Consider the following 19,562-nt stretch of genomic DNA (forward strand, 5'->3'; position numbering starts at 1 on the left):
TCGAATTAGCAAGTAATTCGAAAGCGGTTCGCGGACTCCGTGAACCCAATCAAAGGAACAGCGGTGAAAAAGATCAGCCAGACCCGGTGGGCTTCGAATCCAACCCTCGGAGCGATCAGTGCACGGACCGGATTCCACTGCCCAAGGAACGGTTTCTGGCGTCCAGTAGGCGGGCTGGGCGAACCCCTCTTCGTCTTCGAAGGAAGCCTCATGCCGGCCCACGCTGGACACAGCATCGAGTGGTACCTGGTCGACGCACGGCCAGGACACCCTGGGCTGGACTGACTCGGCTAACCACGCCGTACCGCTGCCCCGGCAGCCCGCCGTCGTCGGCTTCCCGCTCCATCGCACCACTCAAGGCGCCTTGCCCCAGGCAAGGCGCCTTCGTCGTGCGCGGAAACGTGCCTCGGGCAAGGCGCGCAAAAGGCCGGCCACCGCATTCGGTGACCGGCCTTAGAGCAACACAATCAGTCTTCGACCAGGAGCCCCTTGGCCTTCAGCTTCTCCGTTAGCCCGCACAACTCGATGGTGGTGCCTCCGGCGTGGTAGGCCTTGATGAGCTCGCGTTCGGCGTCGTCCCGGGCCTGGGAGAGCGCAATGACCTCTTCAGCTTCTTCACGGCGGACCACCACGACGCCGTCAGCGTCACCGCGGAGGATGTCGCCGGGGTAGATGATCTCATCGCCGAAGACGAGCGGGTGGTTGATCGGCCCAAGGGTTTCCTTGACCGTTCCCTTGATACACACGCTGCCCGAGAACACCGGGAGGCCGAGTTCGATGAGGTCCTGGGTGTCCCGCACGCCGGAATCCGTCACCATCGCCGCGATGCCCTTGGCTTTCATGGCATTGCCCAGGACGTCGCCGAAGGTTCCGGCGTCGGAAAATTCCTGGGCACCGACCAAGACGACATCGCCGGCCTGGGCGTAGTGGATGGCGACCTGGAGCATGAGGTTGTCCTGCGGGGCACAAGCCACCGTCACGGCCGGCCCACAGAAGGACATGGAGCGGTCGATCGGCTTGATCTTGGAGCTCAAGGCGCCCCGGCGGCCTTGGGCTTCGTGGATGGTCGCGGAGGAGAACGCCGCAAGGCGGCTGACGACGTCGGCGTCCGGCCTCTGGAATTTGGTCTTAACGTGGATCATTTCCTGAATCTTTCTCTTGGCTGGCTGCTGGGGTGCCCGTAGGGCTTAGTTGAGGGCGCTGACTGCCTTGCGGATTGAGTCCACGCCGGCGTTGATGGTCTCCAGCGATGTGGCGAAGGAGATCCGGAAGTACGGGCCAAGCCCATAGGCCGAGCCCTGGATGACGGCAACCGCGGCCGCGTTGAGGAGGTACAGCGTGAAGTCCTGGTCGTTTTCGATGACGGTGCCGTCCGGGGCGGTCTTGCCGATGACACCGCTGCAGTTCACGTAGGCGTAGAAGGCGCCTTCGGCAGGGGCGACGGACAGTCCGTCAATGGCGTTGAGGCCTTCGACGGCGACGTCCCGGCGCTTGCGGTACACCTCCACGCTGTCCCGGACGAACGATTGGTCACCGTTCAGCGCGGCTGCCGCGGCCGCCTGGCTGACCGACGACGGGCAGGACGACGTCTGCGACTGCAGCTTGTTCATAGCAGCGATCAAAGGCGCCGGGCCTACGCCGTAGCCAAGGCGCCAACCGGTCATGGCGTACGCCTTGGAGACACCGTTGACCAGCAGGATGCGGTCACGCAGGGAAGGAACCGCCGTAACGAGGCTCGTTACCCGCCCGTCGCCGAAGTGGATTTCGTCGTAGATTTCGTCGGTGAGGATGTAGACGTGCGGGAATTCCTCAAGCACGTCACCAAGTGCCCGCAGTTCTTCGCGTGAGTACACGGCCCCCGTCGGGTTGGACGGAGCGTTGAGGATAAGCCACTTGGTCTTCGGTGTGATGGCTTCGCGGAGTGCGGCCGGGGTGAGCTTGAAGCCGGTGTCTTCTCCGCAAGCGACGATCACGGGCGTGCCGTCGTTGGCGAGGACCATGTCCGGGTATGAGACCCAGTACGGTGCCGGGACGATGACCTCGTCGCCCTCGTTGAGCGAGGCCATGAGCGCGACGTAGATGACTTGCTTGGCTCCGCCGCCGATGGTCAGCTGGTTCGCTTCGTAGTGCACGCCGGTGTGGCCTTCAACCCGGCGGAGGATAGCGGTCTGCAGCTCAGGCGTTCCGGTCACCGAGGTGTATTTGGTCTGGCCGGCGTTGATCGCTTCGATCGCGGCCGCCTTGATGTGGTCAGGGGTGTCGAAGTCCGGCTCGCCGACGGTCAGGTCGATGATCGGAATGCCTTCGGCTCGTAGTTCACGGACGCGGGCGGCGGCCGCAACGCTCGCTGAGGACTTGATGCGTGTGACCCTCGACGCCGGCAGGTACTCGGACATTGTCTTCTCCAGAATCGTGAAACCCAGGATTCGGGTGTCGAATCCCCAATTTCGAGACTAGGCACTGACGGGCGCCGTGGATAAGACCTAATGTGCGTGGATCAATAAGAGACCCTTATGACCGCCTGATGCATATAGGCATTCTGTGGTCATTTAGGGACATTTCAACTCCATTTAGGAATCTTCCATGCACTTTCCTTATGGGTTCACGCGGTATTGGTATTTCCGCGGCTCTGCGGATGCCGCCTAGATTTCATAGATCAGAAGTTCGCGAAGAGTCCGAAAGGGATCCAATGCCAGCCCAATCCGGGTCCCTTCGGGGCACGTCAGCCACCGGCAGGTACACCTACCGGGCCAAGGTTCCAGTCCGGCCCCAACCCGTGGGCAAAGGAGATCGTGCCAAGCTCATGCACGCCCTCGCAGCCCATAAGCAACTCCTATCTCAAGCGACAAGCGCCATCCGCTCATTGACCGCTGTCCGCAACGAGATGATCGCCCAGGCCCTTGAAGACGGGCTCGCCCTGGCCACAATTTCCGCGGTGACCGGGGAGAACATGCGTGCCGTCCGGACTATCGGTTTGGCTTATGACGACCTTCACCCGAGTGGGCTTCCGCGAGGCGCACATGTGGATGGCCTGAGGGCGAAAAGCGAGCAACTCAAAGCAGCCGAAAGGCACCGCGACCAGATCGTTAATCAGCGGGAAGCGTTGATTGTCACGGCGCTCCGCACCCAAGCTTGCGATGACCTTGAACTTGCCTCGCTGACCGGCCTCACGCCCGAGCATATCCGCAGGTCAACGAGGGGCGTCGCGCGCTCCGCCTAGCTTCCACGGGCCAGCCCAGACGGCGCATCTAACCCAACTGACTGACAGTTGTTGTCGTTATGAGGCGTCAAAACGACAACAACTGCGAGTTAGTTGGGAGTGCTTACTTCGTTGCCTCTTTCCTTGCCGGCGGCGTCCTGCAGCTAAACAGTTCCTGTGTTCCCGTTTTCCTGGTGATGAGCACCGTCAATGCGCGGGCGGACGCAGAGATCGGTTCAAAATGTTGGATCGACCGCGCACCAACGTTCCAGATGCGCTTCACACCCAGCACCCGGTCGTGCTCATCCGTGGCAACCAAGGGCGGACTTCCCTGCCCTGCCATGGGCCTGCGTTTCCAGCACAGACTGACTACCGTCGCGTGCTCCCAGAATTCCACGGCGGTGACAAAGAATTCGCGCCCCTCATCATCCAGGAACAGCCCGGACTGCGGGACGTAAACAGCCCGCAGATCGTACTCCACGGGGCCTGGACGCCTTGCAGCCGGCGATTCGGCGATGGCTGCGGCTTGTTGAGGATTGAGATCTGGTTGCGGGACCACGGCATGCTCCATTGAAATTGCGGTCGACCCCCTCCTCGACCGCCCCCGAGCGGCCTCGGGATATCCAATGTAGCTCCGTCCAAGGACCTCCGGAAGAGTACCGACTACCTACCTAATTCAGTAGCTCGACGGCGTGTCACCTGTCCCGCCAGAGGGCGCTCCGCCGTCGGGGGCTGCCGGGATGAACTTGTCCGCGAGGGCTTCCGTGCCGCGTGCCAGCAGCGCGACATCCGCGCCGACCAACACGAACGACGCCCCGGCGTTCATATAGGCGCGCGCCGTGTCTTCGTTGAAGGCGTTCACGCCGGCCGGCTTGCCCGCGGTCTTCGCCGCGGAAAGGCAGTGCTCGACGGCGGCACGCACCTTCGGGTGTTCCTGCTCGCCGAGAAGGCCCATGGACGCGGCGAGGTCGGAGGGCCCGAGGAAGATGGCGTCGACGCCGTCGACCGCCAGGATCTCCTCCACGGCGGCGACGGCGGTCTCGGTTTCGATCTGGACCGTGACGCTGACGGTTTCGGCGGCCCGGGCGAGGTAGTCAGGGATGCGGTTCCAGCGCGAGGCGCGGGCCAGGGCCGAGCCGACGCCCCGGACCCCGTGCGGCGGGTAGCGGACGGCGGCGACGGCGGCCTTGGCTTCTGCGGCGGAGTTGACCATGGGGATGAGCAGGTCCTGCACTCCCATGTCCAGGTATTGCTTGAGGAGCACGGTGTCGTTGACCGGCGGACGGACCACGGCCTGGACGGGGTAGCCGCGGACGGCCTGGAGCTGGGCGAGGATGGATTCGAGGCCGTTGGGGCTGTGTTCGGCGTCGATCAGGAGCCAGTCCAGCCCGGCCCCGGCGCACAGTTCGGCGATCAGGGGGCTGCCGGAACACACCCACATCCCGACGAGGGGCCGGCCGGCAGGGCCGGTTTGGTTCCGCAGGGCGTCGCGGAACGTACGGTCTGGTTCTACTCGAACCGGCATGTGACAACTCCCAAGGGTCCGTAGTCGGCGTGGACGGTATCGCCTTTGTACACCCACAGCGGGCGGGTGAAGGAGCCGGCCAGGATGATCTCCCCGGCTTTGAGCCCGTCCCCGTGCGGGGCGATCTTGTTAACGAGCCAGTGCACGCCGTTGGCCGGGTGGTCCAGGACGCCCGCGGCGACGCCGGTCTCCTCGACGGTCTGGTTCTTGTACAGGATCGCCGATACCCAACGGAGGTCGACGGCGTCCGGGCGGACCGGGCGCCCGCCCACCACCATGGCACCCATGGCCGCGTTGTCCGAGATGGTGTCCACGATGGTCCGGCCTTCCATCTCGATCCTGGAATCCAGGATCTCCAGGGCCGGAACCACGTAATCGGTGGCGTTCAGGACGTCGAAGATCGTGCAGCCCGGCCCGGACAGGTCCTTCTTCAGGACGAAGGCGAGTTCCACTTCCACCCGCGGATGCGTGTACTGGTCCCATGGAACAGAGCAGCCGGTTTCCAGGACCATGTCGTCGAAGATGGCGCCGTAGTCCGGTTCAGTGATGCCCGTGGCAGCCTGCATGGCCTTGGACGTCAGCCCAATCTTGCGGCCCACCAGCGTGCGTCCGGCGTCCTCGTTGCGGCTACGCCACAACTGCTGCACGGCGTAGGAATCCTCCACCGTCATCTCCGGGTAGCGGGCAGTCAACCGCGGAACCGGAGTCCGGCTCCGGCCAGCTTCCAGCAGTTCATTCGCAATGGTTTCTATCGTCTTCGGGTCAAGCATCTCCACACTCCGTTCGGCCATCCTGCGGTCAGCATACGTTGAGGGCTGCAGGCCTAGAGCTGCGAGCCGACCTTGAAACCCATCTTTTCGCCGGCGGGTCCGCCATCGGGTTGGCGCGTGTAGGAGAAGCCATCGGCGCCCACGGTCACGGCCATCTCGCTCTTTTCCTCACGGACGATGACGGGCTGGGGGTTGCCGTCCAGGTCCAGGACGAGGGAGGCCTCGGTGTACCAGGACGGGACCACAGGGTTGCCCCACCAGTCGCGGCGCTGGTTGTCGTGGACGTCCCAGGTGACGGTGGGGTTGTCCGGGTCCCCGGTGTAGTAGTCCTGGGTGTAGATCTCGATGCGGTGCCCGTCCGGGTCCAGGATGTACAGGTAGAAGGCGTTGGAGACGCCGTGCCGGCCGGGGCCGCGTTCGATCCGGTCACTGATGCGCAGGGCGCCCATCTTGTCGCAGATCTGGATGATGTTGTGCTTCTCGTGCGTCGAGAACGCGATGTGGTGCAGGCGCGGCCCGTTCCCGCCGGTCAGGGCGGTGTCGTGCACGGTCTGCTTGCGGTGCATCCACGCGGCGTACGTGACGCCGTCGGAATCCTTGATGTCTTCCGAGACGCGGAAGCCGAGGTCTTCGAGGTACTTCCGGCCCCGCGGGACATCGGGGGTGACCTGGTTGAAGTGGTCTAGGCGGACCAGTTCCCCGGCGGAGTAGAGGTCGTAGCGCTGGGTGAGCCGTTCGACGTGCTCCACGTCGTAGAAGAACTCGTAGGGGAAGCCCAGCGGGTCCTCGACGCGCACTGAGTCGCCGACGCCCTTGGTGAAGCCCTCCTTGCGGCGCTCCACCCGGCAGCCGAGCTCGCGGTAGTACGCCTCGGCGGCGTCCACCTCCGACGGGGACTTCACCCGGTATGCGAATGCGGCTGCTGCGGCCACCGGTCCCTTGCGCAGGACGAGGTTGTGGTGGATGAACTCCTCGAAGGAGCGCAGGTAGATGGTGTCTTCGTCTTCCTCGGTGACGTGCAGCCCCAGGAGGTCCACGTAGAACTCACGGGACTTGGCAAGGTCCGTGACCACGAGTTCAAGGTAGGCGCAACGGACGATATCCGGCGCCGGGACGGTAGGGGTGGGAATCGGGGGTGTGGGGACGAAGTTGGTCATGGGGTTCTCTCTTCTTTGAAAGGGTCTTTGGTGTTCGGTACCAAACTGACTCGCATTTGTTGTCGTTTTGGAGCCCCATAACGACAACTACTGCGAGTCAGTTGGGCTGCCCGGTGGTTAGGCACCGAATTTAGGAGTGTGGACGGTGCCGAGGGTGATGTGCACAGCCTGCTGGTCGGTGTAGAAATCGATGGAGCGGTAGCCGCCTTCGTGGCCCAGGCCCGAGGCCTTGACGCCGCCGAACGGGGTGCGCAGGTCCCGGACGTTGTGGCTGTTGAGCCACACCATGCCGGCCTCGACGTTCTGCGCGAAGTTGTGGGCTCGGGTCAGGTTCTGGGTCCAAATGTAGGCCGCCAGTCCGTATTTGGTGTTGTTCGCCAAGGCGAGGGCTTCGTCGTCGTTCTCGAACGGGGTGATCGCTACGACGGGACCGAAGATTTCCTCCTGGAAGATCCGCGCGTCGGGGGCGACGTCGGCGAACACGGTGGGCGCGATGTAGTTGCTGTTGTTGAGCCCTGCGGGCAAGTTTTCCGGGCGACCACCGCCGGCGAGCAGCCGGCCTTCGGACTTGCCGATCTCCACATACGAGGCGACCTTGGCGTAGTGCTCGGGGTGGACGAGGGCGCCGACCTGGGTCTTGGGGTCGTGCGGGTCCCCGACGACGATGTTCTTCGCGCGGGCCGCGTACTTTTCGCAGAACTCGTCGTAGATGGCGCGTTCGACGAGGATGCGTGAGCCGGCGGTGCAGCGTTCCCCGTTGAGGGAGAAGACCCCGAACAGTGCCGAGTCGATCGCTGCGTCCAGATCGGCGTCGGCGAACACGACGCACGGCGACTTGCCGCCCAGCTCCATGGACAGGCCCTTGAGGTTGGCGGCGGCGTTACGGAAGATCGTCTGGCCCGTGGTGGTCTCCCCGGTGAAGGAGATCAGCGGCACGTCCGGGTGCTTCACGAGGGCGTCGCCGGCTTCCTCGCCGAGGCCGTTGACCAGGTTGAACACGCCGTCGGGCAGTCCGGCGTCCTTGAAGATCTGGGCCCAGAGCGAGGCCGAGAGCGGCGTGAACTCGGCAGGCTTGAGGACCACGGTGTTGCCGGTGGCCAGGGCCGGGGCAAGCTTCCAGGACTCGAGCATGAACGGGGTGTTCCACGGCGTGATGAGGCCCGCGACGCCGATCGGCTTTCGGTTTACGTAGTTGATCTGCGAACCCGGTACCTTCATGGCGTCGTCGAACTGGGCCACGATCAGGTCCGCGAAGAAGCGGAAGTTCTCCGCCGCACGCAACGCCTGGCCCTTGGCCTGGGTGATCGGCAGGCCGGTGTCGAAGGTCTCCAGCTCGGCGAGGCGCTCTTCCTGGGCTTCGACGGCGTCGGCGATCCTGTTCAGGACGCGGGCGCGTTCGCGCGGCTTCATCTTCGGCCACGGGCCGTTCACGAAAGCTTCGCGGGCGGCGGCGACGGCAAGGTCGATGTCTTCCTTCTGCCCGGCCGCGGCGGTGGCATAGTTACCGTTGGAGACCGGGTCCAGGACGTCGAAGGTCTTCCCGGACACCGAGTCAACGAACTGGCCGTTGATGAAGTGCTGGATGTGGGTGGGAAGGTCGTTCGGGACGTAATGGGTGGTGGTTTCCGGTGCAGTGAACGTCATTGTTTCTCCTTTGCTGTTGCAACGCGGGGTCACTTACGGCCTATGTTGGGCCGCTTAATGGGCGCTAACTGACCCCGCGTTGCTTTGTGCGAGGTACGCGTCGAGGGTGGCGGAGCGGTGGCGCCGCGCGGCTTGTTCGATGGTGTCGGGGTCGGCGTTGCCTTCGATGAGCTGAAGCAGCGCCTCGTGCTCCTTGACGGATTCCTGCGCACGGCCGGGGACGAAGCGGAACGTCGAGGCCCTGATCGAGGCGAGCCGGTTCCAGCCCCGGTGCACGAGGTCCAGGATGTGCGGATTGGGACAGTGTTCAAAGAGCACGCTGTGGAAATCCTGGTTCAACGCAGTGAAGCGGACCGGATCGAAATGCTCCAGGCAGTTGCGCATCTCGGCGTTGACCGCACGGGCGCGGGCAATCGCCACCGAATCGATAAGCGGTGCGGACAACGCCGTCGCGGCCCCCTCGATAATGCTCAGGGTCTGCATCGTGTACAGGTACTCCGTGGGGTCGATCCCGGAGACCGTGGCGCCGACATTGCGCTCGAACTTCACGAGCCCCTCGGCCTCCAGGCGGCGGATCGCCTCCCGGACCGGAACCACGCTCACGCCCAGGTCCTCGGCGATCTTCGCCAGCACCAGCCGGTAACCCGGCGTGTAGGTGCCCTCCACGATCCGCGCCTTGACGGCCGCATAGGCCTGCTCGGACTTGCTCCCGACGGCGGTTTCAGTCACCTTGGGTTCCTTCCCACTCCTGGTAGCGGGCACGCCACTGCTCGTTCATCGGATACAAACCGTCCACGCTGTTGCCCTGCTTGACCATTTCGAAGATGAAGGATTCTTCCTTCTCCTGCTCGATGCACTCATCCACGAGCTCCCCGGCGATGGCCGGCGGGATCACCAGGATGCCGTCCGAGTCGGCCACGATGATGTCCCCGGGCTGGACCGTGGCCCCGCCGCAAGCGATGGTGATGTCCGTGTCCCAGGGGATGTGGCGTCGGCCCAGCACGGCGGGGTGCGGGTTGGCGAAATAGGTGGGCATGTCCAGTCCTGCCACCGCCGAGTAGTCGCGCACGCCGCCGTCGGTGATGATGGCCGCGGCACCGCGCATCTGGGCACGCAGCGCCAGGATGTCCCCGACAGTTCCCGTGCCTTTTTCGCCCCGGGCCTCCATGACCAGGATTTCGCCTTCGTTGACGGAGTCGATGGCCCGTTTCTGCGCGTTGAACCCTCCGCCGTGGGTTGCGAACAGGTCCTCGCGGTTGGGGACATAGCGCAGGGTCCGGGCGAGCCCGACCACGCGGCGGTCCGGACGCGTGGCCTGCAGCCCGTCGATACTCACATTGTTCAGCCCGCGCTTGCGCAACTGGCTGGACAAGGTCGCGGTGGCGACGCTTTCGAGTTTCTTCTTCAGCTCCGGGCTCAGGACAGGCGCCGGTTTTTCCAGCGGCGCCAAACCCGCGGCTTCGCGGGAACCGTATGCTTCCTCCCGCTGGGTGTCATCGGTCTTGGGCCGGGCACCGAAGTCCGCGAACGGCGTCGTACCCTCCGTGACTGCGGTGGTGAGGCGGCCGCTACTGAAACCACCCGCGGTCACTTCAACCTCGACGACGTCGCCGGGCTGGGCGACGGAGGCGCCGGCCGGGGTACCGGTCAGGATGATGTCGCCGGTTTCGAGCGTGAGGAGCTGGGAGAGATCGGCAACGAGGCGCGCGAAGGGAAACAGCAAGTCTTCGGTGGTGTCGTCCTGGACAAGTTCGCCGTTGTGCCAGGAGCGGATGCGCAGTCCGGAGGGGTCGACGTCGGCGGCCGGGATGAGCGCGGGACCCACCGGGGTGAAGCCGTCGCCGCCTTTGGACCGGAGGTTGGAGCCCTTGTCCGCGTAGCGCAGGTCATAGACGCCGAGGTCGTTGCTGGCGGTCACCCACTCGACGTGGCTCCACGCGTCCTCCATGCCCACGCGGCGGGCGGGCTTGCCGATGACCAGCGCGATCTCGCCCTCGTAGCCGAGGAGTTCGCAGCCGGCCGGGCGCTCTACCGCTGAGCCACTGAGCGCAAGGGAAGTCGATGGCTTCAGGAAGTATGACGGCTGCTCGGGGGTACGTCCGCGCTGGGCCGCCCGGCTGGGGTAGTTGATATGCACCGCGATGACCTTGCGGGCCGCGGCCAGGATGTGGTCGGTGACCTGTTCCAAGATTTACTCCTCATCGAGTACGAAATCGTATACGATAACTATGACCCGGGAGCTTCGGGACGTCAACCCCCGGCTTTCAGGCTGCGAGGGCCTTGTAGCCCACGTCACCCCTGCCGTACAGTATGAATCCAATTCTGGGTTCATATAGAGAATTCACAGTTCTATAATTGAACAACCACACGATGAAGTGAGGAAAGCCCATGCAGTTCCACCACCACGGTTACGTGTCCGGCGACCCCCGAGTCCAAGCGGCCGCCGGCGTCGGCATCGACAGGCCCGCCGAACTTCCCAACGAGGTCGACGTGCTCATCGTGGGCAGCGGACCCGCCGGCATGCTCGCCGCCGCGCAGTTGTCACAGTTCCCGGGCGTCACAACCCGGATCGTGGAGCGCCGCCCTGGGAGGCTCGCGATCGGCCAGGCCGACGGGATCCAGGCCCGGAGCGTGGAGACCTTCCAGGCCTTCGGATTCGCCGAGCGGATCATTGCCGAGGCGTACCGGATCACCGAGATGGCGTTCTGGAAGCCGGACCCCGCGGATCCCTCGCGCATCATCCGGACCGCCCGCGCCCTCGACGATCCGACAGGAGACATCAGCGAATTCCCGCACCTCATCGTCAACCAGGCGCGCGTGCTCGACTACTTCGCCGAGTTCATGGCGAACTCCCCCACCCGCATGACTCCCGACTACGGCTACGAGTTCCGCGGCCTCGAGGTCAGCGGTGAGGGCGACTACCCCGTCACGGTTACCCTTCTCCACACCGCGGGACCCAACGAAGGCCGGGAGCGCATCGTCCGGGCCAAGTACGTCGTGGGGGCGGATGGCGCCCGGAGCAAAGTGCGGGAGTCGATCGGCTGCACGCTCGCCGGCGACCAAGCCAACCACGCGTGGGGCGTCATGGACGTCCTTGCCGTCACGGACTTCCCTGATATCCGCACGAAATGCGCCATCCAGTCGGGCACCGGCGGCAGCATCCTGCTGATTCCGCGCGAAGGCGGCCACCTCTTCCGCATGTACGTCGACCTCGGCGAGGTGGACCGGAATGACAACCGCTCCGTGCGCAGCACCACGATCGAGCAGATCATCGCCAAGGCGAACGAAATCCTCCACCCCTACACTCTCGATGTCCGCAACGTCGCCTGGCATAGCGTTTACGAAGTGGGCCACCGCCTCACCGACCGGTTCGACGACGTCCTGCCGGACGAACGCGGCACCCGCACGCCACGCGTTTTCATAACCGGCGACGCCTGCCACACCCACAGCGCCAAAGCCGGGCAGGGCATGAACGTCTCCATGCAGGACGGCTTCAACCTCGCCTGGAAGCTCGGGCACGTCCTCGAAGGCCGCAGCCCGGAGAGCCTACTGTCCACTTACTCCGCAGAGCGCCAAGTCGTTGCCAAGAACCTCATCGACTTCGACAAAGAGTGGTCCACGCTCATGGCGAAGAAGCCCGAGGAATTTGAGGACCCCACCGAGCTGGAGAACTTCTACGTGAGCACGGCAGAGTTCCCCGCCGGCTTCATGACCCATTACGCCCCCTCGCCGCTCGTCGCCGAACCAACTCACCAGGACCTGGCCACAGGATTCACCATCGGCAAGCGCTTCAAGTCCGCGCCGGTGGTGCGCGTCTGCGACACCAACCCGCTACAACTCGGCCACCAGGCCAAGGCGGACGGACGGTGGCGCATCTACGTCTTCGCGGACAGCGCACCGGCCGGTTCCTCCGGAGCTGTGGCGGACTTTGCCGAGTGGATCGCGAACTCGCCGGACTCGCCGCTGGCCTCAACGCCGTCGGGCGCTGACTGTGACGCGTGGTTCGACGTGAAGGTGATCTACCAGCAGGAACACACGAGCGTCGACATCGGGGCCGTGCCGGAGGCATTCAAGCCGCAGGTGGGACCGTTCAAGCTCACGTACCTCGAGAACGTCTACGGCACCGACCCGTCGGCGGACATCTTCGAGTTGCGCGGCCTCGACCGCGGCGGCGTCGTTGTTGTGGTGCGGCCTGACCAGTACGTGGCGAACGTCTTACCCTTGACCGCGACGGCGGAACTCGCCGCGTTCTTCGCACCCCTCCTTCGATCGGGACGAACCGCGGAAGTGTGAGCTGTTGGCGCGTTCTCGCCTGCGGGACCAACACAAGGGTTCATTACTGTCGGTGGCCCGTCGTAGGGTACCGGCATGGACATCATCTTGGTTCCCGGATTCTGGTTGGACGCTTCTTCGTGGTCGGAGGTCACGCCGCCGCTCGTTGCTGCGGGGCACACGGTCCACCCGCTCACACTGCCTGGGCTGGAGGCCGTTGATGCCCCAAGATCCGGCATCGGCCTCAGGGATCACATCGAAGCAGTAGTGGCGGCCATCGACGCCGCGGGCAATCCCGTTGTGCTGGTGGGCCACTCCGGCGGAGGTGCCATCATCCACGGCGCCGTCGACGCCCGCCCGGACCGCGTGGTCCGGGCGGTGTACGTGGACAGCGGCCCACTCGGCGAGGGCGGCGTCATCAACGACGAACTGCCTGTTGAGGGAGATTCCGTGCCGTTGCCGCCATGGGAGCTTTTCGAAGATGAGGACCTCGTGGACCTCAATGACGAACTGCGGGCTGCTTTCCGCGCACGTGCCATCCCGGAACCAAAGAACGTGACCACCGATAAACAGCGCTTGCACGATGTCCGCCGCTACGACGTCCCGGCCACCATCATCGCGTGCGAGTTCCCCTCGAGCCTGCTCGGAGAATGGATCGAATCGGGCCACCCCTTCGTGGCCGAGCTCGCGCGCATCAACGACGTCGAATTCATGGATGTGCCCACCGGACACTGGCCCCAGTTCACCAAGCCGATGGAGCTCGGGAAAGCAATTCTTGCGGCGGTTGAGCGGAAGGGCTAGGGCTGTCTATCCAGCGCAACCGTCGGGTCGACGACTTCGACGACGAATAGCGGTTGTCCTGTCTGGGATTGACCGGGAACCCAGACCCGGGCCTCGGCGCCGATGCCCGGGACCTGGGACTGCAGGAGGTCCGGACTGCCCGCTGGTGGCTTCCATCCAGCTTCGAACGATGCGATGCCCGGCTCGCCCGTTCTGATGGTCAGGGCGAATGACGACACTCCCCCGTCTTCCGAGAGCCCTACATTCCTGGACGCAACGGTTCCGCGAACTGGCCGGACGGTGGCCCGCATCCAGTTCCAGTTGCCCTGCGCCGCGCGTTCCGGTGCGGCATCTGGACTAATCCGAGGGACGAGGTGGACGAGGTGGACGCCCGGGCTGTTTGGAACGCGCGACTCCATGCGCCGATCCTAGCAAGCCGGAGAGCTGCCAGAGGCGGCCCCAAGCACTAGCCACCCGCGATGTCCCGCAGGGTTTGCAAGTGTCCGTTCCAGGCTTCGCGTCCGTGAGGGGTCAAACTTGCCGACGTTCGCGGCATTTTCCCGGCAAAGGACTTCCTGATCTTCACGTAACCAGCCTTCTCCAACGCCGCCAGTTGCTTGCTGAGCACGGAATCGCTGACCTGGATGGCGTCGCGGAGGTCCTTGAAGTCCAACGATTCAGCGCGGGCCAGCGCTGCCATGATGGAGAAGCGGACCGGAGAATGGATGAGTTCATTGAGCTTGTGGCGGGGATGCTCGGCGGAAAGGCTCATGCGCGCAGTTCGCGGAACGCCGCGGCCATGCCGACGCCAGCCAGGACGATGGCAGCCGGTATGTAGAACCACAAGTTGCCGTCGCGGAAAAGGCTGGCTCCGATTCCCAGCGCAACCCCATAGAGAGCGAAATAGGCGACGAGGGATGTCAAGAACCGCTTGGTGAACCCTGCTTTGGTGGACCTCTGGAACATGGGCCAGATGCATGCGGTCGCGGCGCCCCAAATGCCTACGGAAATGGCGAGCAGGGGCGCGCCGTACCCGGTGTAGGAAACGATCTGCATTCCGATCATCAGCATGGAGCCCAGGATGGCCAGGCTAGTGAAGACCATTGCCACCGGCCAGGCCGCAGCATTAAGCGAGGTGGCCCCGATCGAAGCGGCTCTGGCAAGGAGTTCCTGCGCCTCCGCCGGCGACGGACTGCCCGTTGTGTCGTCCATGAATGGGTTCCTCTCCCTGATGGCGTGCGCTTCCAAAAGCATAGGAAAGTACTTTCCATTTAGTCAAGTACTTTCCTTGGGGCGTCGTCCCATTCGCCCCCTCGCCTGCCTTAGTCGGCTTAGCTGCTCGTCGGAGGCTTTCGGTAGCTGTCCACTGTGGCCCCCAATGCCTCGTCCCAGGGTGTTGCCGTAACAGCCAGCATCTTCTGTGTCTCCGTGGATTCGATGACGAAGGGCATCGTGAATTGGTAGCTAGAAGCTGAGATCTCGCGCATCATGGGAACGACTGCGCCGAGGCCCAGAAGTAGCCATTGCGGGATCGAGGCGACCCGGCCATTCACGCCCCAGCGCTCATTTACCTGCCGCACGATTTCTGTGCGCGGGACGGACGCACTCGGCACATGCCAGGCACGCCCCCAATCGCCCGCGTGGTCTGCAGCAGCGATCAGCGTCGCGGCAATATCGGGAAGGAAGCTCCAACTGTGCTCGAGTGCGGGATTCCCAACGACGCGCGCCGTCTTCGAGGCCAAGAGTGGTTCGAAAAAACCACCGCCGAGGTGTGTCGACATCCCCGCAGCGCCAGGACCGAAGTAGTCGCTGGCCCGAACCTCCACGGCCCGGATTTCACCGCGTTCGTGCGCGGCGAGGACTTTCTCCCAACCCGCCTTACGCACCAGGCCCTTTTTCTCGGTGGTGGCGAGCCGTGAGTGCTCGGTCATCGGGCCGGCCGGCGGTCCGTACGCATAGAGGTTACCCATGAGCACAAGCGCGGCCCCGGAATCACGGGCTGCCGTGATCACGGCGTCGAAGATCGGCGGCCAGTCGGCTACCCAGTTGGTGTAAGGCGGGTTGGTGCAAACGAAGATCGTGGTGGCTCCGCGCGCAGCCTCTGTCACATCGGCCGGGCTGCTGGCGTCCAGCTTCACCGGAGTCGCACCAGGGATCGTAGTGCCACTGCGCGTGCCGAGTGTTACCTGGTCTCCACGGGCGGAGAGCTGCCTCGCGAGCGTCCCGCCTACCAGTCCCGCGCCGAGGATGAGATGGCTTGCCACGATGGTTATCTCCTGAGCTGTCCGGCCATGCGTTGCTGGGTGACACGGCACACCCTACAACACGACGGAACCCATCACCCTTGACAAGATCCGAGCGTGGAATGAATGATACGAGCCTCACCAGCTTTGTCCCTACCGGTGGTCAATAGCTGAATTGGTGTCCAACAATGTCGAAAGAGTGCATTGACAGTAATAGTGTGGGCGTGTTTTTCAGTCGGGTTGCTTGGGTTGCTCCTGAACTGGATGAGTGTGATCGGAACGCTGATTGTGCCACGTCCACTGCACAGCAACCTTTCACGGGTGACCCATTTGGTCACTGCGAAAATCTTCTTTGCCATCACAAAACCCGTCACCTCGTACGAAGCGCGTGATCGGATCCTTGCCTGGCAGTCTCCGATGGCGCTCTTCGTCCGCTTGCTGGTTTGGGTGATCCTGTTCGATCTGTCGTTCAGCCTCCTGCTCCTTCCCTTCGTCGACGGCGACTACTGGCAAGCCTCAAGCGAGGCCGGCTCCGCGATGTTCACCCTCGGCTACGCTGCGCCATCGAATGTCGGCAATACGGTGTTGGTTTACGTGGCCGCATATACCGGGTTGATTGTCATCGCTTTGCAGATCGGTTACTTGCCAACCCTCTATGCGGCCTTCAATAGGCGGGAGGCGGAGGTAACGCTCCTGGTATCGCGGGCAGGTTCACCCTCATGGGGACCGGAGCTTCTGGTGCGCACACGGTTTGGCATGGCCGCTCAAACCAGTACGAGCGAGCTCAGCGAGCTTTACCAAAGGTGGGAGCGATGGGCCGCGGATGTAGCCGAGTCACACAGCACCTACCTCACCTTGGTGTGGTTCCGTTCACCTTCACCGCAATCGAACTGGCTCAACTCGCTCCTCAGCGTCATGGACGCGGCCGCGTTGCAGCTTTCCTTGAGTCCGGGGTCGGCCCCGAGCACCCGGGCGCGGCTGGTCCTTCGGATGGGGTTCACCTGCCTGAATCAAGTGGCCCGGGCTATTCGTATCCCGGTCGAGGAAGACCCCGACCCCGATTCCGAACTCAATGTGACTTTCGAAGACTTTCAAGCGGCCGTGGAGCTCATGCGGACCGTCGACTACCCGGTTGAGGTGACGGCGGAACAAGCGTGGCCCCACTTCAGGGGCTGGCGCGTCAACTACGAAAAGGTCGCATACGCCCTCGCCTACGCGATCGACGCCCCGCCATCAATGTGGAGCGGCCCACGACGCTACGCTTCGGAGCCGATCATGCCGCACCGGCCGAAGAACCGCACCTCCAAGGACGTCAAGCCAGACGACCCGCAAATGATTGCCCAGAGGAAGACACGGTGACAGCACAGTGCAAGGATGGCACAACAAATGACGGTTGACCTGCATCGAAGAGGAGAAGCATTATGCCCATGATCGACGTGTACGCCACCACCGGGACCTTCGCCGACAAACACCAGCTCGCCGCTGATCTGGCGTCGACGGTGATGCGGGTGGAGCAGGTGCCGGATATCCCGATGTTCCGCAAGAACACGGCGGCATTCATCCATGAACTCCCCGAAGGGGATCTGTCGAATGTCGACGGCGACAGCAACTACGTGCGCGTCCAGGTGCTCACGAACGCGGGTGCATTGAACCGCGAAAAGCAGCTCGCTTTGGTGGAACAGCTCACCGCGCTCGTCGCGACGGCCGCAGGAGATCCGACGTTGCCCGAACGGACCTGGGTCCTGCTTACGGAAGCGCCCGACGGCGGGTGGGGCCTCAGCGGCCACGCCAACACCAATGAGGAACTCATCGCAGCCGCGCGCGCACAGATTGCCTCACTCCAAAGGCAAACCCCGCAGGCCTGACTTCGGGGCAGAAACCGGCAGCGGGGCGCCAAGCGCCCCGGACTTTGGCTACTCGGCGAACACCTGCTTGGCGACCGCCATGGCTGACATCGCCTTCGGCCAGCCCGCGTAGAACGCAAGGTGCGTCATCGCCTCGCTCAATTCGGCCTCGCTCAGTCCGTTGGCCTTCGCAAGACGCAGGTGCCCGAAAAGCTGTTCGGTGCTGCCGCTCGTCACGAGGCAAGCAACGGTGATGAGGCTCCGGTCACGCTTGGCAAGTTCGGGCCGTTCCCAGACGTCGGCGAAGAGAACGTCGTCGGTGAGTGAGGCAAGTTTGGGCGAGATGTCTCCGACGAGTTGCTGGGCACGGGATTGTTCGGTCATGGGGTTCTCCTTGTTATTGATTCATATACGGGGGGCGAAGGGTTTGCCTTCGACGCTCTCCACGGGTGCCCAGCTGTCGAGCAGCCGGAGGCCTTCCTCGGACCGGGAACCCGGTTCGGCGGCATAGATGAGGAGGGTGAGGCCTTCGTCGGTGGTCAGTTGCATGGCCTCGTACGTGAGTTCCAAATCGCCGACAACGGGATGCCGAAGGCGCTTGGTGCCGTTGCGGTGGACGAGGACCTCGTGTGAAGCCCAGAGCTGGCGGAAGGGTTCGCTGTGGGTCGCGAGTTCGCCGATGAGGTCGGTGAGGCCTTTGTCGTAGGGGTGCTTGCCGGCCTCGGCGCGAAGGGTTGCGACCATGCCGCGGGCCATTTCCGGCCAATCGGGATAGAAGTCCCCGGCGCGTGGGTCCAGGAAAAGGAATCGAGCGGTGTTTCCCGGCCGCCGGGGATCGACGAAGATCGGCACGTAGAGCGCCCGTCCCAGACGGTTGCCAGCAAGAAAATCGGCTTTGCCGTTCCTAACCCAGGCGGGAGCGACAATCGAGTCGAGTATGCGCTGCATAGCGGGGCGTACGTGGAGCGTCACCGGGCGTGCGCGGCGGGCCCCGCTGCTGTTGGCCGTGTTGGCGAGATCGTGGAGGTGGGCGTGCTCAACCTCGCTCAGCTGGAGGGTGCGCGCGACTGCGTCGAGAACACTCTCCGAGACACCGGAGATATTGCCGCGCTCCATGCGCACGTAGTAGTCCACGCTCACGCCGGCCAGCATTGCAACTTCCTCGCGACGAAGGCCCTTGACGCGCCGGTTACGCCCGTAGACGGGAATCCCGGCTTGTTCCGCGGTTACCCGGGCGCGGCGCGACGTCAGGAAGTCCTGCACTTCGGTCCTGTTGTCCATTCATTACCTTAGTTTCGACGACGGCGACTCACGGCTCCGCCGATTCAGGCCTGGCCGGCGGGCCGCAGCAGGATCTCGTTGATGGTGAGGTGCCGCGGGCGGTTGACTGCGAACGCGATGACTTCGGCGATGTCCTCGGCCGTGACAGCCACCTGGCTGTACATCGCTTCGGCGCCCTGCCGGGTTTGCTCATGCGTGATGTGGCTAGGAAGCTCTGTAGCAACCGCCCCGGGTTCGATGACCGTGACCCGAACCCCCGGCTGGAGTTCCTGGCGGAGTGATTCGGACCAGCCGTTCATTCCCCACTTGGTCGCGGCGTAGACGCCATTGCCGGGCCTGGCCGTCCTGCCGGCGACAGAAGAGATGTTGACCAAGTCCCCGCCACCATCGCGGAGCTGGTCCAAAAAGACCTCCGTCGCTGTGATCGCCCCGATCAGGTTGACTTCGATCATCTGGCGGTAGTCCTCCTGCTGATCCGAAGAGAACGGACCCAGCAGCATGATCCCCGCGTTGTTCACCAAGACGTCGGTCCCGCCGAACTCTGCCTTGACCCGCTCCGCGGCCGCGACCAGGGAGCTGCGGTCGGTGACGTCTGCCTCAATGGCAATGGCGCCGTCCCCGAGCTCATCAGCCAAGGCCTGTATCCGGTCGGACCTCCGTGCGAGCAGGGCGACCCGGTAACCATCTGCGGCGAGGGCCCGCGCCGTGGCGGCCCCGATTCCCGACGACGCCCCGGTGATGACGGCAACCCGTCCCTGTCCACTACCCATGATTTGTCCCTCTTTCGATGAAAGCTTGTCGGCTTGCTTTCAATCCTAGGAACGCACCTCGGAATGAGGCAGGGTCC

Annotated in this window: 22 protein-coding genes; 6 read left to right on the forward strand and 16 right to left on the reverse strand. The window is 64.1% G+C overall.

Annotated elements, in window-relative coordinates:
* Positions 1-63: 63 nt before the first annotated feature.
* Positions 64-285 (forward strand): hypothetical protein, encoded by a 222-nt coding sequence (locus tag LFT47_RS20410; RefSeq protein ID WP_236813600.1) that lies wholly within the window; start codon positions 64-66, stop codon positions 283-285.
* A 182-nt stretch (positions 286-467) separates the two neighbouring features.
* On the opposite strand, the gene LFT47_RS20415 is transcribed toward LFT47_RS20410, so the two are convergent.
* A complete protein-coding gene (locus tag LFT47_RS20415) occupies positions 468-1,142 on the reverse strand; it encodes a 4-carboxy-4-hydroxy-2-oxoadipate aldolase/oxaloacetate decarboxylase (RefSeq protein ID WP_059388748.1) in 675 nt (224 codons plus the stop codon).
* Positions 1,143-1,187: 45 nt separating this feature from the next.
* Entirely contained in the window at positions 1,188-2,396 is a 1,209-nt protein-coding gene (locus LFT47_RS20420; RefSeq protein ID WP_236813602.1) for an aspartate transaminase, read from the reverse strand.
* A gap of 293 nt (positions 2,397-2,689) precedes the next feature.
* On the opposite strand from LFT47_RS20420, the gene LFT47_RS20425 reads away from it, so the two are divergent.
* On the forward strand, positions 2,690-3,220 hold the full coding sequence (locus LFT47_RS20425; RefSeq protein WP_236813604.1) for a hypothetical protein: 531 nt from the start codon (positions 2,690-2,692) through the stop codon (positions 3,218-3,220).
* Between the two features lie 103 nt (positions 3,221-3,323).
* On the opposite strand, the gene LFT47_RS20430 is transcribed toward LFT47_RS20425, so the two are convergent.
* From LFT47_RS20430 to LFT47_RS20460, 7 genes are all read right to left on the reverse strand, one after another.
* On the reverse strand, positions 3,324-3,758 hold the full coding sequence (locus LFT47_RS20430) for a hypothetical protein (protein ID WP_236813606.1): 435 nt from the start codon (positions 3,756-3,758) through the stop codon (positions 3,324-3,326).
* 117 nt (positions 3,759-3,875) lie between these two features.
* A complete protein-coding gene (locus tag LFT47_RS20435; RefSeq protein ID WP_236813608.1) occupies positions 3,876-4,724 on the reverse strand; it encodes an HpcH/HpaI aldolase family protein in 849 nt (282 codons plus the stop codon).
* Positions 4,709-5,494 carry a 2-oxo-hept-4-ene-1,7-dioate hydratase gene (gene hpaH / locus LFT47_RS20440; RefSeq protein ID WP_236813610.1) on the reverse strand — a complete coding sequence of 262 codons (786 nt, stop codon included), beginning with the start codon at positions 5,492-5,494 and terminating at the stop codon, positions 4,709-4,711. Before hpaH ends, LFT47_RS20435 begins: the two co-directional genes overlap by 16 nt.
* A 53-nt stretch (positions 5,495-5,547) precedes the next feature.
* Positions 5,548-6,651, reverse strand: a complete 1,104-nt coding sequence (gene hpaD, locus LFT47_RS20445) for a 3,4-dihydroxyphenylacetate 2,3-dioxygenase (RefSeq protein ID WP_236813612.1) — start codon at positions 6,649-6,651, stop codon at positions 5,548-5,550.
* A 117-nt stretch (positions 6,652-6,768) separates the two neighbouring features.
* Positions 6,769-8,295, reverse strand: coding sequence for a 5-carboxymethyl-2-hydroxymuconate semialdehyde dehydrogenase (gene hpaE, locus LFT47_RS20450; protein ID WP_236813615.1), 1,527 nt, complete (start codon positions 8,293-8,295; stop codon positions 6,769-6,771).
* A 54-nt stretch (positions 8,296-8,349) separates the two neighbouring features.
* Positions 8,350-9,024 carry a GntR family transcriptional regulator gene (locus tag LFT47_RS20455; RefSeq protein ID WP_236813617.1) on the reverse strand — a complete coding sequence of 225 codons (675 nt, stop codon included), beginning with the start codon at positions 9,022-9,024 and terminating at the stop codon, positions 8,350-8,352.
* Positions 9,017-10,483: a fumarylacetoacetate hydrolase family protein gene (locus tag LFT47_RS20460; protein ID WP_236813619.1), complete on the reverse strand. Its 1,467-nt coding sequence runs from the start codon at positions 10,481-10,483 to the stop codon at positions 9,017-9,019. Before LFT47_RS20460 ends, LFT47_RS20455 begins: the two co-directional genes overlap by 8 nt.
* Positions 10,484-10,683: 200 nt before the next feature.
* Here LFT47_RS20460 and LFT47_RS20465 point away from each other — a divergent pair, with 200 nt between their 5' ends.
* The gene (locus LFT47_RS20465; RefSeq protein ID WP_236813621.1) at positions 10,684-12,588 is read left to right on the forward strand and encodes an FAD-binding monooxygenase; all 1,905 of its coding nucleotides are present in this window, start codon (positions 10,684-10,686) and stop codon (positions 12,586-12,588) included.
* A 75-nt stretch (positions 12,589-12,663) separates the two neighbouring features.
* Positions 12,664-13,368: an alpha/beta fold hydrolase gene (locus LFT47_RS20470; protein ID WP_236813623.1), complete on the forward strand. Its 705-nt coding sequence runs from the start codon at positions 12,664-12,666 to the stop codon at positions 13,366-13,368.
* On the opposite strand, the gene LFT47_RS20475 is transcribed toward LFT47_RS20470, so the two are convergent.
* The 4 genes from LFT47_RS20475 to LFT47_RS20490 form a co-directional block, all read right to left on the reverse strand.
* Positions 13,365-13,766, reverse strand: coding sequence for a hypothetical protein (locus LFT47_RS20475; RefSeq protein WP_236813625.1), 402 nt, complete (start codon positions 13,764-13,766; stop codon positions 13,365-13,367). The genes LFT47_RS20470 and LFT47_RS20475 overlap by 4 nt on opposite strands.
* A 47-nt stretch (positions 13,767-13,813) precedes the next feature.
* A complete protein-coding gene (locus LFT47_RS20480; protein ID WP_236813627.1) occupies positions 13,814-14,119 on the reverse strand; it encodes a winged helix-turn-helix domain-containing protein in 306 nt (101 codons plus the stop codon).
* A complete protein-coding gene (locus tag LFT47_RS20485; protein ID WP_236813629.1) occupies positions 14,116-14,559 on the reverse strand; it encodes a hypothetical protein in 444 nt (147 codons plus the stop codon). Before LFT47_RS20485 ends, LFT47_RS20480 begins: the two co-directional genes overlap by 4 nt.
* A 119-nt stretch (positions 14,560-14,678) precedes the next feature.
* Positions 14,679-15,611, reverse strand: a complete 933-nt coding sequence (locus LFT47_RS20490) for an NAD-dependent epimerase/dehydratase family protein (protein WP_236813631.1) — start codon at positions 15,609-15,611, stop codon at positions 14,679-14,681.
* A 300-nt stretch (positions 15,612-15,911) separates the two neighbouring features.
* Between LFT47_RS20490 and LFT47_RS20495 the strand changes: the two genes are divergently transcribed.
* A complete protein-coding gene (locus LFT47_RS20495; RefSeq protein ID WP_236813633.1) occupies positions 15,912-16,949 on the forward strand; it encodes a hypothetical protein in 1,038 nt (345 codons plus the stop codon).
* Between the two features lie 62 nt (positions 16,950-17,011).
* Positions 17,012-17,455, forward strand: coding sequence for a tautomerase family protein (locus LFT47_RS20500; RefSeq protein WP_236813635.1), 444 nt, complete (start codon positions 17,012-17,014; stop codon positions 17,453-17,455).
* 48 nt (positions 17,456-17,503) lie between these two features.
* Here the strand turns inward: LFT47_RS20500 and LFT47_RS20505 are convergent, their stop codons facing one another.
* The 3 genes from LFT47_RS20505 to LFT47_RS20515 are packed head-to-tail and all read right to left on the reverse strand — an operon-like array spanning position 17,504 to position 19,485.
* Positions 17,504-17,818, reverse strand: a complete 315-nt coding sequence (locus LFT47_RS20505; protein WP_236813637.1) for a carboxymuconolactone decarboxylase family protein — start codon at positions 17,816-17,818, stop codon at positions 17,504-17,506.
* Positions 17,819-17,839: 21 nt separating this feature from the next.
* Positions 17,840-18,715 carry a helix-turn-helix transcriptional regulator gene (locus LFT47_RS20510; protein ID WP_236813639.1) on the reverse strand — a complete coding sequence of 292 codons (876 nt, stop codon included), beginning with the start codon at positions 18,713-18,715 and terminating at the stop codon, positions 17,840-17,842.
* A 44-nt stretch (positions 18,716-18,759) separates the two neighbouring features.
* Entirely contained in the window at positions 18,760-19,485 is a 726-nt protein-coding gene (locus LFT47_RS20515) for an SDR family oxidoreductase (protein WP_236813641.1), read from the reverse strand.
* Between the last annotated feature and the right edge of the window lie 77 nt (positions 19,486-19,562).

Source organism: Arthrobacter sp. FW306-2-2C-D06B (assembly GCF_021789175.1).
GTDB lineage: Bacteria > Actinomycetota > Actinomycetes > Actinomycetales > Micrococcaceae > Arthrobacter.